Source organism: Streptomyces flaveolus, from assembly GCF_000716535.1.
In the GTDB taxonomy this organism is placed as follows: Bacteria; Actinomycetota; Actinomycetes; order Streptomycetales; family Streptomycetaceae; genus Streptomyces; species Streptomyces flaveolus_A.
In genome coordinates this window covers 1-22,823 of the sequence record NZ_JNWV01000046.1, presented here as the reverse complement: position 1 = coordinate 22,823, position 22,823 = coordinate 1, and the positions used below count along the sequence as shown (strand labels likewise).

The window sequence follows — 22,823 nt, the reverse complement described above, 5'->3', positions numbered from 1 at the left end:
CGCGGACGGTGACCGCCCCGGCGCCTCCGTCGACGGCCAGGGATGTGCCCGAGGGGAAGCGGGTGGTCACGCCCGCGACGCGGACCCGGGAACGCCGTACTCGCGGGTCATGACGGCGGGGTGTGACAGGACGCTGCCCGTGTCCGCCACCAGCCCGGCGAGGTCCGGCGGCCGGGGCGCGAGGGCCGGGTCCGGCGAGTCGGTGACGAGGACCGCGTCATCGGCACACGCACCCTGTCCGTGCCAGGCGGTGCCGACGCCGAACCCGCCACCCGGCGGGCCTGGCCCCCTCTTCGGCAGACGGCCGCCGTGACGTCGGGGCCGGCCGCCCCCGCCGACTGGGCGCGCCGCGTGAACTGGTGGCCCTCCCTTTGCGTGCTGCCGTAAACGAGCCGGTCGGGAGCACCCCGCACCACCTTCACTAGCACGCGGTCGGTACGGCCCTCGACCGGATCCGCACCGAACACCCCGCCGGCGACCGACGCGAGCACAGGCTGCACGAGCACCGCCATGCCGTCGGCGGACGGGTGCTGCGCGGACGGGCGCAACGGCCCCACCCGGCGGGCGGAGTCCAGCACGGTCTACAGCACGGAGACGAACGCCTCTCAGTCCCGCGCGTCCAGGACGGATCGCACCGTCCCGCCACAAAGGACGTCTTGGTGTCCACGTACCGGGAGCAGGAACACGGGGGTACCGGAAGCCCGGCAACGGCGGCGCGCGCCGGTGCGCGGCCGTGGCGCCCCAGTCCCGCATGGCATGACTCATCCCTCCCGGGAACGGGTGGACTCACGTGCCGCGCCCCGCGCCGGCGGGCGCCGCGGCCCGCCGCACGCCACAACCCTGGACCTGGTGACCGGCCGGTGGCGCCGGCGTCGTGCGAGGACCTTGACGACGAGTGCCGGAACCGTCACGGCCGCCACCGCGGCGACGGCGACCGTGCCGGCCGCGCGCAGCAGCCCGGTCGCGGCCGCACCGGCGAAGAAGCCCAGCAGCACCGTTCCGATGCCCCAGAGCAGCGACGCCGTGGTGCTGTAGAGAAGGAAGCGCCGGTAGGGCATGCCCGACGAGCCGGCGGCGTAGGGCAGGAAGGTCCTCGCGAACCCGATGAACTTGCCCGTGAAGACCGCGGCTGCGCCGTGGCGGGTGAGGAAGGCCCGGGCCCGTCCGTCACGGTGGCCGACGAGGGCTTTGAGGGACCGTCGGCCGGGCCGCCGCGCACACCTGCGGCCCAGCGCATAGCCGAGGTTGTCGCCGGTGACGGCGCCCGCGACCACGACGGCCGCCAGAAGGGGCGCGTTCAGCTCGCCCCGGCCGGCGACGGCCGACGCCAGCAGGACGGCCGTCTCGCCGGGCACCAGAAGGCCGATGAAGGCGCTGGTCTCACCGGCCGTGAGGACGAACACCGCGGCGTACGACCACCATCCGGCCGCCTCGATCACACGGTCGAGGTGCATGGCCGTCAGCCCGCCTGCCGCAGGGCCGCGGAGGACGCGCCCGGTAGGCGCTTCCGGGTCCCGGCGCGCCTGCGCACCGGCTCGGCCCGGCCTTCCGGCTCCCAGGCGTCCGCGGGGCCGCGGGCCCGTGCGCCCCGGCGCGAGAGGCGTCCTGCGAGGAGCCAGCTCACCAGCGGCACCCCCACGGCGAACGTGACGGCGGGCCCGGTGTGTTCGGTGGTCAGGACGGACGTCGCGACGGCGCCCAGCGCGGTCGTCATGACGGCGACGCGCGCTCGGGACGACGAGACGGCGCTGATGACCCCGAGCGCGGTCAGCAGGCACCACCCCGTCAGCGCACCGGGCATCGCCAGGTAGTCGCCGAGGAGACTGCCCTCACGCGCCGGGAGGTGGTCCAGAGGCATCCAGCTGGTGTAGGCGAGCCCGGCGGCACCGGTCGACAGCAGCGCGAGAGCGGCGCGGGCGTAGGCCGCCGGCCGCTGGTGAGCCAGCCACAGCAGCACCAGGGCCGTCAACGGCCAGGGAGCGAGGAGGCGGACGACGGCCATGGTCTGCGCCGTGTCCAGCCGGTCGGGTTCCAGCGGGGTGCCGGCCGCGGAGGAGACGCCGAGGAGGGCCGCGTGGAGCAGTGCGAGCGCCGCCGCCCCGGTCGCCAGGTGCCTCAGGGTCCTGCGGGTGACGGTCTCCTGCCCCTGCCGGTCGGCACGCGGACGGTCTGCCTGCGGGTGCTCGGACACCGGGTCGGTGGAGCCGTGCGGTTTCGTGGTGTGGGTTACCACTTGGTCACCTCACTAACTTGACGCGGCAACGATGGCATTATTTGATCCGTCAAGCAAGTAGTTCACATCCATGCGTCCCGGCGGCCACCGGTCACCGGAGTCGACATGTGACCGACGTTACACATACTTGACGAGTCAAACAGATGGTGGAGAGTGGTCTGCCGCGGCGAGGTTGCCCGAGGAGGACACCATGACGGCCTCGACCTTCGAGACAGGTCTGAACTCGGGCGGCCAGGATGCCGACGCCCGGCGCGGTGATCTCCGGTTTCAGTCCGTCACCCCCGGGGCCGGGCCGCCGGCTGGAGAAGTCGGCGAGGTGGTCGGATGCGTCCACCGCCCCCACGGTCAGCGCGGCGTCCGCGGCGCCGGGCTGTTCACCGAGTGCGCGCCCGGCCCGGAGTTGTCGGCCGCGATCACGAACAGCGCGCCGGTCTCGGCGCTGAGCCCGTTCACCGCCTGACTCATCGGGTCGGTGCCGTCGCCGTATCCGCCATGCCGACGATCCTGGCGTGCCGGTCCCGGGCGGCCCACTCCATGCCGGCGATGATCCAGGACGCCTTCCCCGGGCCCCGGGGGCTGAACACCTTGCCGATCTCCAGGCGTGCGCCGGATGCGACGCCACGTTCCTTGCCGTCGGTGGTGGCGCCGGTGCCGGCGATGGTCGATGCGATGTGCGTCCCGTGCCCCACCACGTCGGTCATGTCCTGGTCGGTGGGGACGAAGTCGGCGGTGCCGTCCATCTGCCCGGCCAGGTCGGCGTGGTCGAGGTCCGCACCGCTGTCGAGGACGGCCACCTTCACGCCGCCCCGGTGTTCCCCTGCGCCCACACCCGCAGCCCCCGATCTGAGCGATCGAGTCGGCCGGGTCCGCGGTGACCCTGCCGTCGAGCCACACCTTCGCGACGCCCCGACGAAGGCGGGTTTCGGCGTTCGGGTCGGCGCGCCGCCTTCGGTGGTGAGCGCGGACCAGAACGCGGGAGCCCGGGTGTGATCTTCCGCGACGGCCGCGCCGTTGATGCTGTCCAGCGCGCGGACGGTGGTGGATCCGGCGACTTTCGCCGGGTGCGCGCCTTGGCGGCCGCGTCGGTGTAGCGGACGATCAGCGGCAGTCTGTCGGTGCGCGCGTCGTCGTAACCGTCACGCACCAACCGGGTCACATTGAACAGCTGCTTGCCCAGCAGCCCGAAGACACGTACGCCAGGGCGACGGTGGGAAACACACATGTGCTCGCGCAGCAGACCCTCGCCGGCCGCGACGGCCGACCTGCGACACCAGGTGGTCAAGGCCGCGCACCGTCGACGGTCGCGTGACATGTGTGACACATGAAACGACTTGACCAAGCGTCAGATAGTCCCATGTACTTGATCCAACAATGACTTACCGGCACGACGAGTCGTCAAAAGCGACCGAGTGAAGGCAGTGATGAACCAGGAAGACCTCTTCTCCGGCACGGAGAACCCCCCACGATCGCCCTCACCCGAATTACTTCCTGCACACGTCCACAGAATCCGTGACTATGTTCTCTCCGAGCTGCCGTCCGACCTGTCGGCCGTGTCACAGCAGGAGATGACCTACAGGGGCCTCGCCCACAAGCAGTGCCGGATCCTGGAAGAGGCCGGTGCCGGCGCCTTCCCGGTCGACGACCTGGCCGCGGCGCGGGTGACGCAGCTCGACCTGCTCTTCATGCTGAACGGCTATCTGCCCGTCGGCCCGGAGGCGTTCCCGCGGCCGCTGGTGGACGCCGTCACCGCACAGTGCGCGCGGCATCCCTCGCTGGACCCGCACATGAGTTACGAACTCCTGATCGACGTCAACAGTGAACAGTGGCAGCGCCACGGACACATGCGGGTGTTCTCGGAAGGCGAGCTCGGCCGCCTGGAACGCGACTTCTACCTGGGACACCACCTCACGGAGCCGGCCGTACGAACGGCCTACGACCGGCTGTGCTCGTCATTGTCGGAGCCGCCCTCGGACGACCTCGCGCACAGCATGGACGAGGCGTTCCGGAAACTCGATGAGTTCCGGCTCGGCATGGCACGCTACGGCAGACTGACCAGGGAGCAGTTCAATTCCTTCCGCCGCTACCACATGGGCCATCAGGGCGGCCCCCGGGGAGCCAGCGGCGCCTTCATGCCCAGCGTGCAGTTGCTGGAGCTGGTCCTCGTCCCGCCGACCGAGGAGTACGAGGTGTATCTCGACCAGTCCATGCCTTATTTCCCCACGTGGTCCCGCGAGCTCATCGCCGAACGGCGGGCGATGTCCGCACGGGGGGAGAACATCACGCAGGCGGTCCTCGACGGCCGCCTCAAACTGGACCAGGAGTCCGCGACCGCACTGCTCGGCGTCTTCGACAAGTTCACGGACTTCCGCATGGTCCATCTCGGGGTGACCAGGAAAATGATCCCGGAGGCGTTCGCGGGAACGGGCGGGACGACCCGCAGGGACATCGCCGCACAGTCCGGGGAGCGCACCGTCCTGGCCGATGAGAATCCGGGCACATCCGGTTTCGACGTGCGCAACGTGCTCACCAACGCGGTGTACCGGCTGCTGGCGGCGCGCCAGGAGATCGAGGACTTCCATGCCGCAGCGGTCTGACAAGGGAGCCGTGTTCATGGAACCACAGGTGGCTGTCGTAGACGCCTTCAAAACGACATACCGCTTCGCAGACGCGTTCACCGCCCTGGGCGCCGGGGTGATACAGGTTCAGAGCACGCCCCGGCTACTACCGGGAGTCCCGCCGGTGGACCCGTCGAAGTTCACCCACTACCTCGTGAACGACGGCGATCTCGATCGGCTCCTCGACGAACTGGCCGATCTCAAGCCGCGCGCGGTTCTGCCCGCACGCGAGTCGGGTGTGGAACTCGCCGATGAACTCTCCGAACGGCTCGGTCTGCCGTCCAACGGCACTGCACTCAGTCGTGCCCGCCGCGACAAGTACCTGCAGATCGAGCGCCTCAAAGCACAAGGTGTTCCTGCCATGCGGCAGCTAAGAACCGACGACGAGGCGGAACTGCGGGCCTGGCACGAGACACTCGCCGGCACGGCGGTGGTCAAGCCGCTCCGCAGTGTGGGTGGGGAAGGAGTCACATTCTGCGACTCCCCTGACGAGTCAGCTGCGGCTCTCTCCTCGCTCCTGCATCGTGGAAACGTCCTCGGCGAGCGCAACACCCATGTGGTTGCGCAACAATACCTGGTCGGCGCTGAGTACATCGTCAACACCGTGAGCTGTGACGGACTCCACCACGTCACCGACGTGTGGAGCACCGATCGCATCACCGCGAACGCTGTGCGGGACCTTGTCGTCGCTCAGGTGCTGCTTCGCTCGGACGACCCCACGGTCCACGAGTTGGTGCCCTACGCCCACAGTGTCCTCGACGCGCTGGGCATTCGCTATGGCGCGGCGCATCTGGAGATCAAGCTGACGCCGGACGGACCCCGGCTGATCGAAGCGGGTGCCCGCCCTTCGGGCCTGCCCTACTACGTGGCGGAAGCCGTCGGCGAGGGCCAGTTCGAGTGGTCCGCCGACGCGTACCTCAGGCCGGAGCGCTTCAGGGCCCGCGCCGGGGAGGACTACCGGCGCCGCAGCGCGTTCGCCTGGGCAGCACTCGCCTCGCCGGTATCGGGGCGGTTGGTGCGATACCGCGCCCTGGACGAGGTCAGGCGCCTGGAAAGCTTCCGGGACATGACCCTCCAGGTGCGACCCGGTGACCGCATCGTTCCCACCACGTGGGACATGGAGTACCCGGCGACGCTCACCTTCAGCCACCCCGTGGAGGCCGTCCTACGTCGCGACCTGAACACGCTCCGCTTCCTGGACGGCACGGGGATGTACGAGGTGCAGGAGGACCCGGGCCCTTCCCCCGAACGGGTGTGACCAGTCCACCGCACGGCCGGCGACCTCGCCCCGGGCCGGCGCCATCGGTTCTGCGGACCGGCCGGCGATCGCGTCCCGCCCCGGGCCGTACGGTGCGGCCGCGCCGGTGCGACGCCCCGCCCGCACGGCCCCGACCGACGTCCGCCGAACCCGCGGCGGACCCCACGCAACTGGAGAATGCCAAGACAGCCGTCCGGGAGATGATCGACTGGCTGGTGAACGACCAGCACGAGGCGTACGCCCTGTGGAGTGTGGCCGGTGACCTGAAGAATAACGAGACGGTCGACCTGCACAAGTGGCTCGTGTCGATGACCCTGCCCCGCGGCATCTTCGGCTGACTGCCGCTCCCTGCCTTCCGTCGAGGGTGGAGAGCCGGAGGTTCGGCAGCCTCGGTGAGATACATGTCTCGCTCGACACCCCGGCGACGACGCGGCCTTGACGGTGTGTCACCACCTTCCCTGGCCGGCCCGCCCTTCCTGGCGCCGGGCTGCCGCCGGAGAACGCCGGTTCCCTCGGCACCCGGGCCACGCGGGCGGAGGGCACGCCGGGGCGGAGCGCCGACACGGACCCGCGGTCCGGGCCTGGCCGGCCGGGCCGTACCCGGACCGGCCGTGGGCGGTTCGCTCAGCCGAAGTCCGGCGGGCTGGTGCGGGTGCGCTTGATCTCGTAGAAGCCCGGCGTGGAGGCGACGGCGAGCACACCGTCCCACAGCCTGGCCGCTTCCTCGCCCTTCGGTGCCGGGTTCACCACGGGGCCGAAGAAGGCGACGGGGTCGCCGCCCGCGTCCTGGCCGGGGACGGCGATGACCGGGCTGCCGACGTCCTGGCCGACCAGGGCCATCCCCCTGTGGTGGGAGGCCCGCAGCTCCTCGTCGAAACGGTCGGTGTCGCCGGCGTCGGCGAGGTCCACGGGCAGGCCGGCCTCCCGCAGGGCGTCTTCCAGCGTGGCCCGGTCCTTGGGCTGCTGCCGCAGGTGGTAGCGCTCCCCCAGGGCGGTGTACAGCGGCTCCAGGGTCTCGGGGCCGTGCAGCTGGGCGGCGGCGGTCAGAACCCGCACCGGCGCCCAGGCCTCGCCCATCAGCACCCGGATGCGCTCGGGCAGCTCGTCCAGCCTGTTCTCGTTGAGCACCGCCAGGCTCATGACGTGCCAGGACACCTCCACGGGCCGGCGCCTGGCGACCTCCAGCATCCAGCGTGAGGTGAGCCACGTCCACGGGCAGACGGGGTCGAACCAGAAGTCGACAGGCGTCGTGGACTCGTGAGAGGTCGGTGTGCGCACGGGGACCCTCCTTGAAGTAGACCGGTCGCCTAGTATGCCTCACGGAGGACGTGCCGCGCGGTGGCAGGACGCCCAGGTGGCGCCGGCGTGTGAGCGCACGTACCAGCGCGCGGTGCACTTCGCCGGTGAACTGGTGGCGGAGGGCTCGGCGAGGCCGGCGCCGACATACGACCGGCTCCCCAGGCCGCCTCCGTACGCCGCGAGAACGGTGGGCACGGCCCGGCACGGATCGCCCTGGCCGAAGGGGCGGCGCTGACCGCGGGCGAGATCCAGTTCGTCACCGGCCGCACGCCGCGCACGACGGACGTCGGCCGGGAGACCGTCGCCCTGACGCCCGGCGACTGGCTCACCGCCGACGACGCCTGCCGGGTGACCGCCGTGGCCGACGGCTGGCTCTACGCCGTCGGCCACGTCGACGGGCGCGCGTGGATGACTCGCCTGGGCGTCGGTCGTCCGGCGGGCGCCCAGCAGTACGCCGAGGACTACCGGGGCCGGGCTCGCACGCCGGTCGACGCGACGAACGGCACCCTGGCCTGGGACGCCGCCCTCGCCTTGCCGACGATCAGTGAGACGTGGCTGCGACTGCTGGAACGTAGCGGGACGCCGGTGGGCGGTGGCGGACGCGGCGCGGGCGAAGCCGGCTCGCACGGGGTGACCCGGCTACGGTGCCGCGTACGGCGACCGCTGCGCGGCCTGGCGACGTGCCGCCATGCGCCGCCGAGTGTCGGGAACCTCTTCCCGGCCGGGCCCACCGGAATCTAGACGACCGGTCACCTGTTGGGCATTACGTCCTCACGGCACCTCGCTCCCGCGGCGAGTCGGCCGGCCCGCGGGCGCCGTCGCGGCGCAGCGCCTGAGCGAATGAGCAAGATATGAGCCATCACTCCCCCCACCGTCCCGGCCCGGCGTCCTCACCCCGGCCGGGCGCCAGCTGCCGGTGCGAAGGCACCGTCCTGCTCGACGGTTCGGTCACCGTGCCGGTCACCCTCTCCTTCCACTACGCGGCCGACGAGCCGTACGCCGTGCGGATGGTGGTGGACTCGGGTGTGACGCCACCGGTGGAATGGGTGTTCGCGCGTGATCTCCTCGCGGAGGGGCTGTCGAGGCCCGCAGGTCTCGGAGACGTGCAGACCTGGCCCGCGCCGCGTCGCCCGCAGCAGATGCGGGCGGGACGGGGCGCGCTGTGCATCCGGATCAGCTCGCCGACCGGCACCACGATCGTGTCCGCGCCGGCCACCGCGCTGCGACGCTTCCTCGACCGCGCCTACGGCAGCGTGGCGGCCGGCACCGAGAGCGGCATGCTGCGACTGGACGAGTCCCTCGCCGGGCTGATGCGCGGGACCGGTCGCAGGACGGAATGACCGCGCCGGTGTCCGCGGCCAGTGCGTTCACCGACTCCGGCCGCGACGACGCCCGGGTCCGGTGAGTCCGGCCGGGGTTCTCGGAGCGCTGAGCGCGGCTGCCGTGCCCTGACGGGGGCCGGTGAGCCTCGTCGAGCCGGGCACCGTGGACACCGAACCGAGCACGTACCTGCGCGACGGCGTACGACAGGCCGTCCGGCCTCGGATCAAGGGCACGGACTGGTTGTCCGCGGGTTTCCCCGGCCACGGCCGCGCCCTACACTCGCCGGAATCCAGGAACCGGTTTCCTCGCTGCTGAAAACCTCAACGATGTCATGAGAATGCCGTCCTGGCGGACACACCCCATAGTGATGCGCCGTTACCACCCACCGGAGGCCGACGGCGCTCCCTTCGTCACCGGCGAGATCATGCACGTCGACGGTGGCCAGAAGCGGCGGTCACCCAGGGCGGCCATGGGCACCGGACACCTGGCCGCACACGTATCTCCTGAAAATCGTGAAATGTTTTTACTTTCCCCTGCAATTTAAGTCGACCGGTCGCATTCTGTTCTGCAAATTCCCTTTCCGCGACGGGAGTCCGGGATAGGAACCGGTACGCACCGGTCTGCGACAGAGTTCCGGCATTTACACTGGCGCCATGGCAGACGTGACAACCATCAAGCCCTTGAACCGCGACGAGGAGGCCTTCCTACGGGCCTTGGGGAGAGTAATCACACTTCTGCCCCGGGTCGTGGACGGGGACATGCTGGAAGAGCATCCGATTTCGGGTACTGAGAAGTCACCCGACGACGGGAGGGCCTGGCTGGCCGTTCTCACCAGCGCCGGGTGGACGCAGCTGAAGCAGGCCTGGCCCACCAATCTCGCGAGCGTACGACGCCATGTGTTCTCGCGTCTGGAGGGCTGCGACATCGCCGCCGCCGCGAAGGTTCTGGAGCGCATAGCGTCCGTCTGACGCACCGTCGCCCGAGCGGGCAGGCCGGCCCTCGGCCGGGGCCCCGGCCGAGGGCCGGAAGGGTGCGGTCCACACACCTGGCGCCCGCGTCCGGCGGAGACCGCCGCGACAAGCCGGCGTGCCACCCTCGGTGCCGTCGGCACCCCGGCGTTCCCGTCGCGGATGCGGGACGCGGCGGCGGTGAAACTCGCCGCCGACAGCACCCGGCGCGGCACCGCGGTGATCACGGCGGGGTCCTGTCCCCAGGCCGGCAGGGCGATGCCCGCCGCCGCGGCTGCGAGCGGAGCCGCCTGCCGCTCCCGCTCCGGCGGCTCGTCCTGCCCCAGGAGTCCTCGCCAGGGACCGTCGGGACACGTGGTGCTGCGCGGACACCCGTCAGCCGTCGGTGACACCCAGCAGCTTGCGGATCGCCGGCACGGCCAGGTTCCTGCTCTTGAGCGCCGACGTCGCCCTGTTGCCGAGGACCAGGGCGTCGCGGCCGAGCGCCGGGAGGAGGGTGGTGCCCCCTTCGGGTCCGAGGGGCACGGAGAAGATCCTGACCGGCGCGGGCTTGTACGGGCGTGGCCGGCCCCCGTGCTTGCCGTGGTCGAGGTACGCGCGGACGTTGTGCGCCGCGGCCTCCCCCTGCGCCACCGCCGAGGGGCTGAGCTTGGCCTCGGACACGTCGTTGACGTCGCCGACCGCGAAGACGTCCCTCTGTCCCAGCACCCTCAGGTGTGTGTCCACCTTGACGTGACCGCTGCCGTCGAGCCAGGTACCGAGTCCCGCCAGACGGAGCCACAGGGTGTTCGGAGTGGTGCCGGTCGTCCAGAACACGACGTCGGCGGAGAGGGGGCTGCCCGCCTGGTCCCGCAGCCGGGCGCCGACGCCGGCGGCGGAGGCGACGAAGGTGTCCACCAGGACCCGCACGTCGTGCCGCTCCAGCCAGGCCCTCGCCTGACGGCCCATCCGGCCGGTGCCGTGGTGGTTGAGCAGGCGGGGGCCGCGGTGTGCGAGGGTCACCGTGGCCGGCGGGTTGGCCCGCCGCAGTTCCGCCGCCAGTTCCACGCCGGAGGGGCCGCCCCCGATGACCAGGATGCTGCGAGCTCCGGCGACGCGTCGCTGGTGGCTGCGGAAGGACTCCGCCGCCTCCTCGACGGTGCTGCCGGTGAAGCGCGCCGGTTCCTGGTAGTCGGCGCCTGTCGCGATCACCAGGGCGTCGTACGGCACCCGGTGGCCGGTGGCGAGGACCACCTCACGTTCCGCGGTCGCTATGCCGACGGCCTTGTTGCGCACGACACGGCCGCGGGCGAGAAGTGAGTCGTACGGGACGAAGGGGGCGTACGTCCATTCCTCGTCGGTGCTGGCCCGTAGCGAGGCGACGCGGTGGAAGAACGCCTCCTTGAGGTCGATGAGCGTGACGTCGGCGTCCGCGTCGAGTTCGCGCGCCAGGCGTACTCCCGCGTACCCCCCGCCGATGATGACGACCCGTCGCTTGGTCGTGACTATGGCCATGATGAGCTCACTTCTTCGTACTCCTGCCGAGTCTCCTCCTCGACAGACAACCGATGCCGCCCGGCCAGGGGCCGCCTTCCGTTGCACGCCCGGAGACACGTGCGGGGTTCAGACGGGCTCCCGGGACGTGCGAAACCTCTCCATGTGGGCACATGTGTGAATATCCCGTGCGCACGGCCCCGCCCGTGGCGGCGACGTCAGCCGGCTGCCGCGCCCGGGTGGCGCAGCAGCGTACCGGCCCTCTCCTCGAGCAGTGCCACCGCCAGCAGCTCGCCGTCGACCGGCCCGTACCGTTCGAGCGCCTCCTGGTGCAGGCGCCGGACGGTGTCCGCGACGGCGTGCGGAGTGCCGCACTGTTCCGCCAGAGCGGTGATCGCCGCCAACTGGTCGTGGATGCGGTCCAGGCCGTACGCGGGAAGGTAGTCACCGGCGAGGAGCGCGGGCAGGTCCCGGCGGACGAAGGCGGACGAGGCGGGACCCGCGGCCAGGACGTCCGTGAGGACGCCCAGGTCGATGCCGGCGCGCCGCCCGAGCAGCAGCGCCTCCGCGGTGGCGACCGCCTGACCGAACCACAGGAGGTTCACCAGCAGCTTGGCGGTGTAGCCGGTACCGGGTCCGCCGACATGGGTGATGCGGTCGGCGACCGCTGACAGCAGGGGACGGTGACGCTCCAGGAGAGTCGCGTCGCCTCCCACGAAAAGCCGCAACCGCGCCTCAGCGGCGTCCGCGGGCGAGCCGCCGATGGGCGACTCCAGGAATCCGACACCGTGCGCCGCCGCCTGCTCCCGGCAGGGGCCCGCGGCCGTAGGCGCGTTGCTGCTCATGTCGATCCACGTGGCGTTCGCGGCCAGCGCCTGGAGGACGACGTCCCGCACGGCCGCCGTGACCTCGGCCGGACCGGGCAGCACCGTGAGGAGCACGTCCGCCCCCGACGCCGCGGCCACCGCCGAGTCCGACCACCGGGCGCCGCACGACCGGACCGCCGCCCGGCGCTCGGGCCGGATGTCGTAGGCCCGCACCTCGTGCCCGGCGAGGACGAGACGGCGGCACACCGGTTCGCCCATCCGTCCCACACCTATCAGGCAGATCGTCGACATGCGCGGATGCTATCCCGTCACCTCCCTGCGGACCCGGGGGGCGAACCAGCCTGTCCTGTAGGTCGGCCGGAAGGCGTGACTGAGGCCCGTGCGGCCTCACCCCACCCGCATATTTGACACGTCAATCATATTGATTGATGCTTGCTGTGTCAATTACAACGCCGGCGGTCGAGCCGGCGGAGGAGAGGTCATGAGCGCCACGCCCTTCGATATCGGAGTCAACTCCTTCGGAGAGGTCGCGACGGACGACGGCCGTGTCCTCGACGACGCCGAGACGGTACGGCTGCTCGTCGAGGAGGCCGCGCTCGCCGAGGCGTCGGGGCTCGACGTCTTCAGCGTCGGAGAGCACTACCGTGCGGGCCACGTCGACAGCGCCACTCCGGTCCTGCTCGCCGCCATGGCGACAGCCACGGAACGCATCCGGCTCGGCACGTCGGTCACCGTGCTCAGCACCAACGACCCCGTGCGGCTCTACCAGGAGTTCTCGACGCTGGACGCGGTGTCCGGCGGCCGGGCGCAGTTGGTCCTGGGGCGCGCGTCCGCCACGGAGTCCTTCCCGCTGTTCGGCTACGACATCGCCGACTACGAGCAGCTCTTCGAGGAGAAGCTGCCCGCAGCCGGTCGGCCAGCACTCCCTGGGACTCGTCGCCGACACCGACGAGGAGGCGGTCGAGACCTGGTGGCGGTACTGGCAGCCGGTCGTGACCGCACTGGCCGAGGAACGCGGGTTCTACGCCCCGACCCGCGCACGCTACGAGGCGGAACTCGCCGACGGCGCGCTCTACGTCGGGTCCCCGGAGACGGTCGCCCGCAAGATCGCTCGTACGGCCCGAGATCTGCACCTCAGCCGCTTCGACCTCAAGTACGACGTCATGCGCCTGCCCCGGCAGGCCCGCGCCCGCACGATCGAACTGCTGGGCCGCGAAGTCGCCCCGCGCGTGCGGGAACTGCTCAGCGACGAGCCCGCCGGTGTCCGGCCCGGTACGGCACCGAGGTGATCCCCCTGGTCGTGCCGGCCGGCTGACAGAAGGCCCCGAGGAAGACGCGAAGGAGCGCAATGAACATCACCGACGTCCGCACGATCGGCGTCCTGGGCGCGGGAAAGGTGGGAACCGTACTGGCCCGGCTCGCGGTGGCGGCCGGCTACCGGGTGCTGATCGCGGGTTCGGGTGAGGCCGACGCCATCGCTCTCACCGTGGAGGTCCTCGCCCCCGGCGCGGTCGCGGTCACCGCGCAGGAGGCCGCGGCCCAGGCCGACGTGGCGATCCTGGCGCTGCCCCTGGGCAAGTACCGCAGCGTCCCGGTGGAGGCGCTGCGCGGCAAACTCGTCGTCGACGCCATGAACTACTGGTGGGAAGTCGACGGGATACGCGACGACTTCACCGACCCGCACACCTCCACCAGCGAACTGGTCCAGGCGTTCCTGCCGGGCTCCCGCGTGGTCAAGGCGTTCAACCACATGGGCTACCACGACCTCGAGGACGAGGCCCGGCCGGCCGGGGCGGCCGACCGCAAGGCGATCGCCCTCGCCGGTGACGACCCCGACGACAGGGCCACGGTCGCGCACCTCGTCCACGCCCTCGGCTTCGACCCTGTCATCGCCGGCCCGCTCGCCGGCGGCATACGACTGCAGCCAGGCTCCGAACCCTTCGGCGCCAACGTGGACGCCGGGGAACTGCGCGCCATGCTCGACCGCTTCCCCGCGTCGGAGCCGGGCCACGCCGTCAGCGAGGCTCGCTGAGGCGGTGTCGTCGGCGGGGGTGGCCGAGGCGGTCTCTAGCGTCTCCAAGGATGATCAGGACGTCCGCGCCGGTCAGTCGGCCGACGCCGCCCAGCCGCGGAGGGCCGGGGTGATCGCACCGGCCTGGGCCCACCCACCGTCTTCGAATGGGTGAGCCGGTCCGGCAACCGGAGGGCAATCGGGCACGACACGCACACGTACCGGACCGCGGGCGCCTGTGGCCGGTCCGGTTCACCGGACCGGCCACAGCCCTTTCCGCGCACACGCGGCCGGCTTCGGCGCGTGCTCAGTGCCCCGCGCTCATCCCGCCGTCGACGGCCCTTTCCGCATCGCGCGGCGGGGGTCAGTGCCGCAGCGACCTGAACGACGCGCGCAGTTCCTCGGCCAGCAGGCGCGGCTGCTCCCAGGCGGCGAAGTGGCCTCCCCTGTCGACCTCGTTCCAGTGGACGAGGTTGCCGTAGGCCCGCTCGCCCCAGCTCCGCGGCGCGGGGTAGATCTCGGCCGGGAACACCGTGACCGCCACGGGGAGGTCGGGGATGTGGAACGCGTCGAACGGTCCGCCGCCGGCCTGGTAACCCTCCCAGTACAGCCGGGAGGAGGACGCCCCGGTGTTGGTCAGCCAGTACAGCGAGATGGCGTCGAGCATCTCGTCGTAGGTGAGGACCTTCTCGGGCTCACCGCCGGAGTCGGTCCACTCGGCGATCTTGTCGTAGTAGTACGCCGCCATCGCCACGGGCGAGTCGGCCAGGGCGTAACCGATGGTCTGCGGGCTCTGGTTCATCATCGCCGCGTAGCCGAAGCCGTCGTGGTAGAAGTGCAGCAGCCGGTCGTAGGCGACCTTCTCGCGGGCCGACAGACCGGCGGGAGCCGGGTCGGAGTTCCGCAGGTGGCGGAGGATGTCCGGCGGCACGGTGCCGGGCATGTTCACATGGATGCCCAGCAGCCCCTTGGGCCGCTGCGTGGCCTGGATCTGCGCGATGATCGCGCCCCAGTCGCCGCCCTGGGACACGTACTCGCCGTAACCGAGCCGGAGCATGAGCCGGTGGAACGCGGTCGCGACGCGGGCCGGGTTCCATCCGGCCTTCCTGGGCGTCCCGGAGAAGCCATAGCCGGGCAGCGTCGGGAGGACGAGGTGGAAGGCGTCCTCGGCACGTCCGCCGTGGGCCGTCGGGTTGGTGAGCGGATCGACGATCTTCAGCAACTCGATGATCGAACCGGGCCAGCCGTGCGTCATCAGCATCGGCATGGCGTCGGCGTGCGGCGAGCGGATGTGGGCGAACTGGATGTCCAGCCCGTCGATCTCGGTGATGAACTGGGGCAGCGCGTTGAGCCTCGCCTCGACCTTGCGCCAGTCGTAGCGGGTACCCCAGTACTCGACCAGCGGGCGGACCTTCCCCAGCTGGGCGCCCTGCGCCCGGTCGCCGACGGTCTCCCGGTCCGGCCAGCGGGTCGCCCGCACACGCCGCCGCAGCTCGTTGATCTCCCGCTGCGGGACCCTGATGCGGAACGGACGGACCCCGGGGACCGGACGGGGGGAAAGGGGGCGGGCGCCGGCCGCCGGTGCGGGGCCCGCGGGTACCGGCCCGCCGGACGCGGCGTGCGCCTGGCCGGAGAGGCCGAGCTGGGTGGCGGCCGCGGCGCCCGCGGCGAGGCCGAGGAACCGGCGGCGGCCGGTGGTGAGGTGGCCGGTTTCTTCGGTGGCTCCCATGAAAACTCCCTGAAAAATCACTTACTGAAGCGGTTACGCTTTGCGAATGAGTGCGATCCTGACGCCTTCTTCGTCACCAGTCAAGTCGGTGACAAGTTTATGTGGCGGAATAGGCTTCGCAATACGCCTACTTGACGTAGCAAGGAAAATGTTTAGGGTGGAGCCTGACGGCGGGGCGTCCGTCGTGACGCCGAGTCAGGAACCGTGATGCAAGCGGAAACACTCCCCCGTGCGTTCATACGTGTCGCGACGGAACACGCAGAGCGTGAAGCCTTGGTGGACGGATCCGTCCGGCTCAGCCACGCCGAAACGCTGCGACGGGCGGTGGGCGTCGCGCTCCGGCTGCGGGACCGGGGGGTCGCCCCGGGCGACCGGGTCGCCATCCTGCTCCCCAACTGCTGGCAGTACGCGGTCGGTTACCTCGGGGCCCAGCTCGCCGGTGCCGTCGTCGTCCTGGTGAACACCCGGCTGACCGGTCCGGAGCTGGACCACGTCCTCACCGACAGCGGTGCGGGGGTGATCCTCACCGACGCCGTCGAAGGGCCTCTCGGAGGACGCGTGCCGACCGCGTTCGCCGAGCGTGTCGTCCCTGCCGCCGTCCTCCTGGCCCCACCGGCGCCGGACACGGCGGTTCCCGACGCCGGCGCACTGCCCGGAGCGGACCGGACCCCCGGCGACGTGGCACACCTGCTCTACACCTCGGGCACCACCGGCAGGCCCAAGGGCGCGATGCACACCCACGCCAATCTGCTGTTCAACGCCCGCACCGTGCGCGAGCGTCTCGGCGCAGGCCCGGGAGAGCGGACCCTGATCGCGGCCCCGATGTTCCACGCGACCGGTGTGGTCTCGCAGTTCATCGGTTTCCTCACCGCCGGTGCGTGCTGCGTGCTCACCCCCGAGTTCCAGGCGGAGACCGTCGTCCAGCTGATGGTCCGGGAGCGGATCACGTTCTTCGCCGGTGTCGCGGCCATGCTCCGGCTGATCCTGCTCAAGGCCGAGGACACCGCCTCCGACCTGTCCGCCCTGCGCCTGTTCGTCATGGGCGGTTCCCCGGTCCCCGAGAGCTTCCCCGCCGAGGTCGTCCGCCGTGTGCCCGGGCTGAGGCTCGGCAACGTGTGGGGGCTGACCGAGGGGACCTCGATCGTGACCTACACCGAGGGCGACGAGTACCTCGCCCACGCCCGCTCGGTGGGCAGGCCCGTGGCGGGGCTCGACGTCGCCGTCTCCGTGGGCGGCGCACCGCCCCGGGACCTGCGGGACACCGTCGGCGAACTGTGCGTGCGCGGCCCCGTGGTGGCCGCGGGCTACTGGAACGACCCGGACGCCACCGAGGCCACCTTCGTGGACGGCTGGCTGCGCACGGGAGACGTGGGCAGCGTCGACGCCGACGGGTTCGTCAGGGTCCTCGACCGCCTCAAGGACATGATCATCCGCGGGGGCGAGAACATCTACAGCGCCGAGGTCGAGAGCGTTCTGTCCGGCCACCCGGACATCGCCGACGTCGCCGTCGTCGGTGTGCCCGACCCGGTCTTCGACGAACGGGTGCGCGCGGTCGTCGTACCCCGCCGGGGCCGTGCCCCCGGCGCGGAGTCGTTGCGCTCCTACGCCGCCACCCGTCTGGCCGACTACAAGCTCCCCGCCGAGTACCTCTTCGTCGAGGAACTGCCCCGCAACCCGTCGGGCAAGGTGCTCAAGCACCGGCTCGCCGGCCTCCCCAGCGCCCGCAACAGCGTCACCAACCGGGCGCAGCCGTCATCTCCCGCCCAGGACACCGATGGTCTCCCGCGCTGATCCCGCCGCCGGCACGGCCGCGCCGCCCGCACCCGTCGACGTCCTGATCGTGGGCGCCGGCTTCAGCGGGCTCGGTCTCGCCGCCATGCTCCGCAAGGCAGGAATCCGCTCGTTGCGGATCCTGGAGGGCGCCGACGACCTCGGCGGCACCTGGCGCGACAACACCTATCCGGGCTGCGCCTGTGACATCCCGTCACCCCTGTACTCGTACTCCTTCGACCAGAAGCCCGACTGGAGCCGGCTGTTCGCGCGCCAGCCGGAGATCCTGGACTACCTGCGGGACGTGGCCCGCCGACGCGGCCTCGTCGAGCACGTGCGGTTCGGTCAGGAGGTCCGCGGCGCCCGGTGGGCCGAGGAGGATGCCTGCTGGGAGGTGGTGACGTCGGCCGGCGAGTGCCATCGCGCCCGGTTCCTGGTCTGCGCCGTCGGACCGCTGCACCATCCCGCCCACCCCGACCTGCCCGGTGTCGAGTCCTTCGGCGGCGCGGTGTTCCACTCGGCGGCCTGGCGGCACGACGTGGACCTGACCGGCAAACGGGTCGCGGTCATCGGCACCGGCGCCAGTGCCGTCCAGTTCGTCCCGGCGATCGTCGACCAGGTCTCGGCCCTCACCGTCTTCCAGCGCACACCGCCCTGGATCCTGCCGAAGTCCGACCGCCTCTTCGACGAACGTCACCGTCGTCTGACCCGCTGGTGTCCGCCCTACCGCTGGTGGACACGCGAACGCCTGTTCCGGATCCACGAGGGGCGCGCCGCCGGATTCGTCAGCGATCCGAGGGCCCTGGCCGCGACCGAGGCGCTGGCGCGCCGGTTCGTGGAGAAGCAGGTGTCCGACCCCTCGCTGCGGGCGGCCGTCACCCCCGACTACGCCCTCGGGTGCAAGCGGCTGCTGATCTCCAGCGACTGGTATCCGGCGCTGTCCCGGCCCCATGTCCGGTTGCGGCGGGGCGGGGTGGCGAAGGTCCGGCCCGGCACAGTGGTCGGCGAGGACGGGGCCGAGGTCGCCGCCGACGTCATCGTCTACGGAACCGGCTTCGACACCCAGAACACCCTCCGCATCGACATCACCGGGCGGGACGGCGTCACCCTCGCCGAGGCCTGGGCCGACGGAAACCAGGCCTACCTCGGCACCACCGTCGCCGGCTTCCCCAACATGTTCCTGATGGCCGGGCCGAACACGGGCCTCGGTCACAACTCACAGATCGTCATGATCGAGGCGCAGGCCCGCTATGTCACCGCCCTGCTGCGCCGCGTGCGCCGCCGCGGCGCGGACTCGGTCGAGGTGCGCGCCGACGTGCAGCGGGCCTTCAACGACTGGGTGGACAGGCGCATGGCCGGCACCGTCTGGCAGACGGGGGGCTGCCGCAGCTGGTACCAGGATCACCGGTCGGGCCGCAACACCGTGCTGTGGCCCGACACCACGATCGCCTTCCGCCGGCGGACCGGTCGCGTCCGGATGGCGGACTACCGGCTGGGGCGGGCCTGAACGGAGCGCCGGACCGCTCGGCACGTGGGCAGACCTGAACGATCCGCACGCACGCGGACCCGCCGACACGTCCGACGGTCCCGCCGACTCTTCCGAGAGGAGAAACGTAGGTTGCACCCGCCCGTGACATCACACGGCCGGCCGGGGCCGGCCCCTGTCGTCGAACTCCCTTCGTCCGCCCGGAGGGTTGCCCCGCGCGGCGTCAGGTGCGTGCTCTGGGGGTCCCCCGGCCGAAGGCTGGGGAGTGCCGGGACCTGGCCGTCAAGGCCTCGTTGTCCGGCGGGAGTTCGACGCCCCGCCGGAGCAGTCCGTCCTTCCCTCGCCGCGGCGTCCGGGAACCGCTCGAAGCGGCGGATCAACGACGGGGGCGGGTCCGGGCCCCGGCTGGTGCTCCCGTAAGGTACGTGTGAACCGGGAGCCGACTGTGGAGATGCCACCCGCAGCGAGCAGGTGTGCGACCGCAGTTCACCTCGATGACCAGGCTCGGCCCATCCTGTGGCGGCTCACACCTGATGACCGCTCAACCCATCTCGCCTAAGGAACGTCATCTTGCACCAGAGGAAGAGACGGCTGCGTCTCCCTGTTTTGATCACTGCGGGAGCGCTGGCCGTCGGCGGCCTGACCGCGACGCAGCTCACCGCACTCGCCGCGACAGATTCCACCGTGGCCTCCCGGCAGCAGGACTTCGCCGCAGCCGCCGCGGAGTACCACGTCCCGGTGAGCGTGCTGCTCGGCGTCGCCTACGAGGAGTCCGCGTGGGACGCCCACGGGGCGCAGCACAGCACCGACGGCGGCTTCGGTCCCATGCACCTCACCGACGTCACCCCGGCGATGATGGCCGGTGGAGCCATGGGCGGTGGCGGCCGGAAGGACCTCGCCTCCCTGGCGGCCAAGCCGGCCCTGCACACGCTCCAGGCCGCCGCGAAGCTGACCGGGATGTCGCCGGACACCCTGCGCGAGGACCCCGCCGCCAACATCCGCGGTGGCGCGGCGCTCCTCGCCTCGTACGAGAAGAAGGTGATCGGCGGGACGCCGGCGGACCCGGCCCTGTGGTTCGGGGCCGTGGCCCGCTACAGCCAGTCGACGGACCGTCAGGGGGCGGTGGCCTTCGCCGACCGTGTCTTCGGCACCATCCGCAAGGGCGCCTCCGCCGAGACGCACGACGGCCAGCGCGTCCGCCTCACCGCGGTCCCCTCGGTCCGCCCCGCGAAGGCGCAGGTAGACCGGCTGCACCTGGCGGCGTCGGCCACCGCGGACACCGAGTGCCCGCCGGCCGTGGCGTGCACGTTCGTCCCCGGCTCGGCTGCGGGTGTGCAGGTGTCCAAGCGGCCCGCGAACGGCATCCGGATCGACACCATCGTCATCCACGACCTGGAGACCACCTACGACGCCGGCGTGAAGGGCCTGTCCTCGCAGACCAACAGCGCCGCGACCCACTACGTGATGCGGTCGTCCGACGGCGCGGTGACGCAGATGGTGCCCACCAAGGACATCGCCTTCCACGCCGGCAACTACTCCATGAACCTGCACTCGATCGGCATCGAGCACGAGGGGTACGCCGCGCAGGGCGCCACGTGGTACACGGAGGCGCAGTACGAGGCCACGGCCGACCTGGTCACGTACCTCGCGGCACGGTTCGGCATACCTCTGGACCGTCAGCACGTCATCGGTCATGACAACGTTGACAGCCCGGACGACGCTCACGCCGCCGGGATGCACTGGGACCCGGGCAACGGCTGGGACTGGGACCACTTCATGACGCTCCTCGGCCGCCCCTACAGCGGAACGCACAGCGTCCCGGCCGTGGGTTCGGTCGTGACCATCGATCCGCCGTTCGCCGACACCGTGCAGACCGTGCGGGTCTGTCCCGGTGACGACCCGACCGATCCCACGACCCCCTGCACGGAGCGGCAGCAGGCGTCGAACTTCGTCTACGTGCGCACCGCCCCGGACGCGTCCGCCCCGCTGTTCGGCGACCAGGCGCTCCACGGCGCCGGGGCGGGTACGAACGAGATCAGCGACTGGGGCAGCACGGCCCAGTCCGGGCAGCAGTTCGTCGTCGCCGATGTGAGCGGCGACTGGACCGCGATCTGGTTCAGCGGTGCGAAGGTGTGGTTCTACAACCCCGGCGGCAAGAACACCAAGATCGCCTACGGCGTGAAGATGATCCGTCCGGCCGGCTCCGCCCCGGTGGCCGTCTACGGCCGCAGCTACCCGGACGCCTCGGAGTACCCGGCGGGCATCTCCCCCTCGACGCAGGCCCCGCTCACGGTGTACACCGTCCCCGCCGGCCAGGCGTACGTCGCCACCCAGGCCCCGGCCGCGACGGACGACTACGACAAGAGCAGCGGAACGGTCGTCCTCGGCGGCAAGAAGATGTACACCATCCAGTACGGCCACCGTGTCGCGCTGGTCTACGAGAACGCCGTCACCGCGACCCCGGTGACGCAGCACTGGGAGGACGGCGGCAACTGATCACCTGATCACCGCCGCGCCACGAGGGACCGGGCCGCGCGGCTCGGTCCCTCACGCGTCTCGGGTGCACGCGCGTGCGTCGTAGGCGCTGATCGGCTGACGGCGGTCGTAGGCCCTTCTCAGCCGGAGCCCCTCTCGGCGTCACGTCTCACGCGGCGGCCCGGTCCGCCCAGGCCTGCTCCAAGGCCCGGGTGAACGTCTCGGGCGACTGGACGCCACTGACTCCGTACCGCCGGTTCAGCACGAAGAAGGGCACACCCCCGGCCCCCATGTCGGCCGCCAGTCGCTCGTCGGCCCGCACGTCCGCGGCGAACGCGGTCGGATCGTCGAGCACCTCCCGGGCCGAGGCCTCGTCCAGACCCGCCTCCACCGCGAGGGCCACCAGCGTCTCCCTGTCGTAGATCGACCGCTCCTCCGCGAAGTTCGCCCGGAAAGCGAGATCCATCATCTCGGCCTGCCGGCCGTGCGTCCTGGCGAAGTGGACGAGGCGGTGCACGTCGAAGGTGTTGCCGAAGACACGTCCGCCGATACGGAAGTCCAGCCCCACCTCACGCGCCATGGCCGCGGCCTGTTCCTCCCTGGCCACCTGCTGCTCCCGGGTCCGGCCGTACTGCGCCGCCACCGCGTCGATGATCGGCACGGTGCCGTTCTCGGCCCGCGGGTTCAACTCGAACGAACGGTGCACCACCTCGACCTCCTCGCGGTACTCGAACGCGGCCAGCCCCCGATCAAAGCGGGCCCGGCCCACGTAGCACCACGGGCAAGCGACGTCGGTCCAGATCTCGACACGCATGGGATACATCTCCTGTCACAGCTGGTCGGAGCGGGCGACCTCCGGGTTGCCCGCCTGTAGGTCCGGCCGTACGTCCCGTGGGGACGACCGGCCGTCTGTCGATACGTGGATCAGGGGCGCTTTCCGGGGCGAGCCATCTGCGCAGGCAGGGTGAAGCGGGCGGAGGCGCGGCCGGGCGCGGTTGTCCCCGCCCTGAGCCAGGCGAGAACCCGCGCGGTGACGCGCGGTGTCACCGGCGCCGACGCTGCCACCAGCGTCGCGGACCCTCCTCGCTGCCGGTGCCGGTGCCGGTGCCGACCTCGACCTCGACCTTGACCTCGACCTCGACCTCGGCCTCGGCCTCGGCCGCCGCCTTGAGCCGCGCGGCCATCTCGACGACGCGTTCGGCTTGGATGGCGGCGGCGAGGCGGGTGGTCTCGCCGACGGGCTTGGTGCCCTGGCCATCGGCGTGGGAGGTGCCGTAGGGGTTGCCGTCGACGAACTTCTGCGGGTCGGTGAAGCCCGGCGTGACGATGATGCCGCCGAAGTGGTGCACGGAGTTG

The 22,823-nt window shown here is 71.4% G+C and carries 21 protein-coding genes and 2 pseudogenes; 12 read left to right on the top strand and 11 right to left on the bottom strand.

All coding sequences use genetic code 11. The annotated features are described in order from the left end of the window. Positions 1-66: 66 nt before the first annotated feature. The 5 genes from OO52_RS54790 to OO52_RS54090 form a co-directional block, all read right to left on the bottom strand. Entirely contained in the window at positions 67-753 is a 687-nt protein-coding gene (locus OO52_RS54790; protein ID WP_158712620.1) for a PEP-utilizing enzyme, read from the bottom strand. Between the two features lie 8 nt (positions 754-761). After that, positions 762-1,454, bottom strand: a complete 693-nt coding sequence (locus OO52_RS38950) for a DedA family protein (RefSeq protein ID WP_051818934.1) — start codon at positions 1,452-1,454, stop codon at positions 762-764. A gap of 5 nt (positions 1,455-1,459) precedes the next feature. Continuing rightward, the gene (locus tag OO52_RS38945; protein ID WP_030655336.1) at positions 1,460-2,233 is read right to left on the bottom strand and encodes a hypothetical protein; all 774 of its coding nucleotides are present in this window, start codon (positions 2,231-2,233) and stop codon (positions 1,460-1,462) included. Positions 2,234-2,324: 91 nt separating this feature from the next. Continuing rightward, the gene (locus OO52_RS54095; protein WP_267885035.1) at positions 2,325-2,567 is read right to left on the bottom strand and encodes a hypothetical protein; all 243 of its coding nucleotides are present in this window, start codon (positions 2,565-2,567) and stop codon (positions 2,325-2,327) included. A gap of 127 nt (positions 2,568-2,694) precedes the next feature. Then, positions 2,695-3,060, bottom strand: coding sequence for a S8 family peptidase (locus OO52_RS54090; protein ID WP_280923309.1), 366 nt, complete (start codon positions 3,058-3,060; stop codon positions 2,695-2,697). Between the two features lie 738 nt (positions 3,061-3,798). On the opposite strand from OO52_RS54090, the gene OO52_RS38930 reads away from it, so the two are divergent. The 3 genes from OO52_RS38930 (at position 3,799) to OO52_RS51165 (ending at position 6,444) form a co-directional block, all read left to right on the top strand. After that, positions 3,799-4,827: a hypothetical protein gene (locus OO52_RS38930; RefSeq protein WP_051818932.1), complete on the top strand. Its 1,029-nt coding sequence runs from the start codon at positions 3,799-3,801 to the stop codon at positions 4,825-4,827. Between the two features lie 16 nt (positions 4,828-4,843). Then, positions 4,844-6,106 (top strand): ATP-grasp domain-containing protein, encoded by a 1,263-nt coding sequence (locus OO52_RS38925; RefSeq protein WP_030655326.1) that lies wholly within the window; start codon positions 4,844-4,846, stop codon positions 6,104-6,106. A gap of 200 nt (positions 6,107-6,306) precedes the next feature. After that, positions 6,307-6,444 carry a hypothetical protein gene (locus OO52_RS51165; protein ID WP_158712619.1) on the top strand — a complete coding sequence of 46 codons (138 nt, stop codon included), beginning with the start codon at positions 6,307-6,309 and terminating at the stop codon, positions 6,442-6,444. Between the two features lie 286 nt (positions 6,445-6,730). Here the strand turns inward: OO52_RS51165 and OO52_RS38920 are convergent, their stop codons facing one another. Continuing rightward, a complete protein-coding gene (locus tag OO52_RS38920; protein ID WP_030655323.1) occupies positions 6,731-7,384 on the bottom strand; it encodes a DsbA family oxidoreductase in 654 nt (217 codons plus the stop codon). Positions 7,385-7,753: 369 nt separating this feature from the next. Between OO52_RS38920 and OO52_RS38915 the strand changes: the two genes are divergently transcribed. From OO52_RS38915 to OO52_RS38905, 3 genes are all read left to right on the top strand, one after another. Then, a complete protein-coding gene (locus tag OO52_RS38915; protein WP_030655314.1) occupies positions 7,754-8,146 on the top strand; it encodes a hypothetical protein in 393 nt (130 codons plus the stop codon). Positions 8,147-8,256: 110 nt separating this feature from the next. After that, entirely contained in the window at positions 8,257-8,745 is a 489-nt protein-coding gene (locus tag OO52_RS38910; protein WP_048910399.1) for an SsgA family sporulation/cell division regulator, read from the top strand. 636 nt (positions 8,746-9,381) lie between these two features. Then, on the top strand, positions 9,382-9,696 hold the full coding sequence (locus tag OO52_RS38905; RefSeq protein WP_037671276.1) for a hypothetical protein: 315 nt from the start codon (positions 9,382-9,384) through the stop codon (positions 9,694-9,696). Between the two features lie 375 nt (positions 9,697-10,071). Here the strand turns inward: OO52_RS38905 and OO52_RS38900 are convergent, their stop codons facing one another. Both OO52_RS38900 and OO52_RS38895 read right to left on the bottom strand, forming a co-directional pair. After that, a complete protein-coding gene (locus OO52_RS38900) occupies positions 10,072-11,190 on the bottom strand; it encodes an NAD(P)/FAD-dependent oxidoreductase (RefSeq protein ID WP_030655308.1) in 1,119 nt (372 codons plus the stop codon). Between the two features lie 197 nt (positions 11,191-11,387). Next, positions 11,388-12,287: an NAD(P)-dependent oxidoreductase gene (locus OO52_RS38895; RefSeq protein WP_030655305.1), complete on the bottom strand. Its 900-nt coding sequence runs from the start codon at positions 12,285-12,287 to the stop codon at positions 11,388-11,390. 190 nt (positions 12,288-12,477) lie between these two features. On the opposite strand from OO52_RS38895, the pseudogene OO52_RS54375 reads away from it, so the two are divergent. The 3 genes and pseudogenes from OO52_RS54375 to OO52_RS38885 form a co-directional block, all read left to right on the top strand. Next, positions 12,478-12,837 (top strand): annotated as a pseudogene (locus OO52_RS54375) (LLM class flavin-dependent oxidoreductase); the annotation flags it as partial. 151 nt (positions 12,838-12,988) lie between these two features. Continuing rightward, on the top strand, positions 12,989-13,285 hold the full coding sequence (locus OO52_RS54370; protein ID WP_051847933.1) for a hypothetical protein: 297 nt from the start codon (positions 12,989-12,991) through the stop codon (positions 13,283-13,285). A 59-nt stretch (positions 13,286-13,344) separates the two neighbouring features. Further along, complete coding sequence (locus OO52_RS38885; RefSeq protein ID WP_030655300.1) at positions 13,345-14,028, top strand: NADPH-dependent F420 reductase; 684 nt, start codon at positions 13,345-13,347, stop codon at positions 14,026-14,028. Positions 14,029-14,371: 343 nt separating this feature from the next. On the opposite strand, the gene OO52_RS38880 is transcribed toward OO52_RS38885, so the two are convergent. Then, complete coding sequence (locus OO52_RS38880) at positions 14,372-15,736, bottom strand: epoxide hydrolase family protein (RefSeq protein ID WP_030655298.1); 1,365 nt, start codon at positions 15,734-15,736, stop codon at positions 14,372-14,374. A gap of 207 nt (positions 15,737-15,943) precedes the next feature. Here OO52_RS38880 and OO52_RS38875 point away from each other — a divergent pair, with 207 nt between their 5' ends. The 3 genes from OO52_RS38875 to OO52_RS38865 all read left to right on the top strand — a co-directional run bounded on the left by OO52_RS38875 (position 15,944) and on the right by OO52_RS38865 (position 21,488). Further along, complete coding sequence (locus OO52_RS38875) at positions 15,944-17,527, top strand: class I adenylate-forming enzyme family protein (protein WP_078877371.1); 1,584 nt, start codon at positions 15,944-15,946, stop codon at positions 17,525-17,527. Next, on the top strand, positions 17,511-19,013 hold the full coding sequence (locus OO52_RS38870; RefSeq protein ID WP_030655294.1) for a flavin-containing monooxygenase: 1,503 nt from the start codon (positions 17,511-17,513) through the stop codon (positions 19,011-19,013). Before OO52_RS38875 ends, OO52_RS38870 begins: the two co-directional genes overlap by 17 nt. A gap of 549 nt (positions 19,014-19,562) precedes the next feature. Next, complete coding sequence (locus tag OO52_RS38865; protein ID WP_030655292.1) at positions 19,563-21,488, top strand: peptidoglycan recognition protein family protein; 1,926 nt, start codon at positions 19,563-19,565, stop codon at positions 21,486-21,488. A 148-nt stretch (positions 21,489-21,636) separates the two neighbouring features. On the opposite strand, the gene OO52_RS38860 is transcribed toward OO52_RS38865, so the two are convergent. Further along, complete coding sequence (locus OO52_RS38860) at positions 21,637-22,281, bottom strand: DsbA family oxidoreductase (protein ID WP_030655290.1); 645 nt, start codon at positions 22,279-22,281, stop codon at positions 21,637-21,639. Between the two features lie 229 nt (positions 22,282-22,510). Continuing rightward, positions 22,511-22,823 (bottom strand): annotated as a pseudogene (locus OO52_RS53335) (hypothetical protein); the annotation flags it as partial.

Excerpts from the sequence above, each read along its gene's own strand:
- OO52_RS38900 (WP_030655308.1), bottom strand. The coding sequence starts at position 11,190 with ATGGCCATAGTCACGACCAAGCGACGGGTCGTCATCATCGGCGGGGGG.
- OO52_RS38910 (WP_048910399.1), top strand. The coding sequence starts at position 8,257 with ATGAGCCATCACTCCCCCCACCGTCCCGGCCCGGCGTCCTCACCCCGG.
- OO52_RS38860 (WP_030655290.1), bottom strand. The coding sequence starts at position 22,281 with ATGCGTGTCGAGATCTGGACCGACGTCGCTTGCCCGTGGTGCTACGTG.
- OO52_RS38885 (WP_030655300.1), top strand. The coding sequence starts at position 13,345 with ATGAACATCACCGACGTCCGCACGATCGGCGTCCTGGGCGCGGGAAAG.
- OO52_RS38895 (WP_030655305.1), bottom strand. The coding sequence starts at position 12,287 with ATGTCGACGATCTGCCTGATAGGTGTGGGACGGATGGGCGAACCGGTG.
- OO52_RS38880 (WP_030655298.1), bottom strand. The coding sequence starts at position 15,736 with ATGGGAGCCACCGAAGAAACCGGCCACCTCACCACCGGCCGCCGCCGG.
- OO52_RS38930 (WP_051818932.1), top strand. The coding sequence starts at position 3,799 with ATGACCTACAGGGGCCTCGCCCACAAGCAGTGCCGGATCCTGGAAGAG.
- OO52_RS51165 (WP_158712619.1), top strand. The coding sequence starts at position 6,307 with ATGATCGACTGGCTGGTGAACGACCAGCACGAGGCGTACGCCCTGTGG.
- OO52_RS38950 (WP_051818934.1), bottom strand. The coding sequence starts at position 1,454 with ATGCACCTCGACCGTGTGATCGAGGCGGCCGGATGGTGGTCGTACGCC.
- OO52_RS38905 (WP_037671276.1), top strand. The coding sequence starts at position 9,382 with ATGGCAGACGTGACAACCATCAAGCCCTTGAACCGCGACGAGGAGGCC.
- OO52_RS38870 (WP_030655294.1), top strand. The coding sequence starts at position 17,511 with ATGGTCTCCCGCGCTGATCCCGCCGCCGGCACGGCCGCGCCGCCCGCA.
- OO52_RS38925 (WP_030655326.1), top strand. The coding sequence starts at position 4,844 with ATGGAACCACAGGTGGCTGTCGTAGACGCCTTCAAAACGACATACCGC.
- OO52_RS38875 (WP_078877371.1), top strand. The coding sequence starts at position 15,944 with ATGCAAGCGGAAACACTCCCCCGTGCGTTCATACGTGTCGCGACGGAA.
- OO52_RS54790 (WP_158712620.1), bottom strand. The coding sequence starts at position 753 with ATGCGGGACTGGGGCGCCACGGCCGCGCACCGGCGCGCGCCGCCGTTG.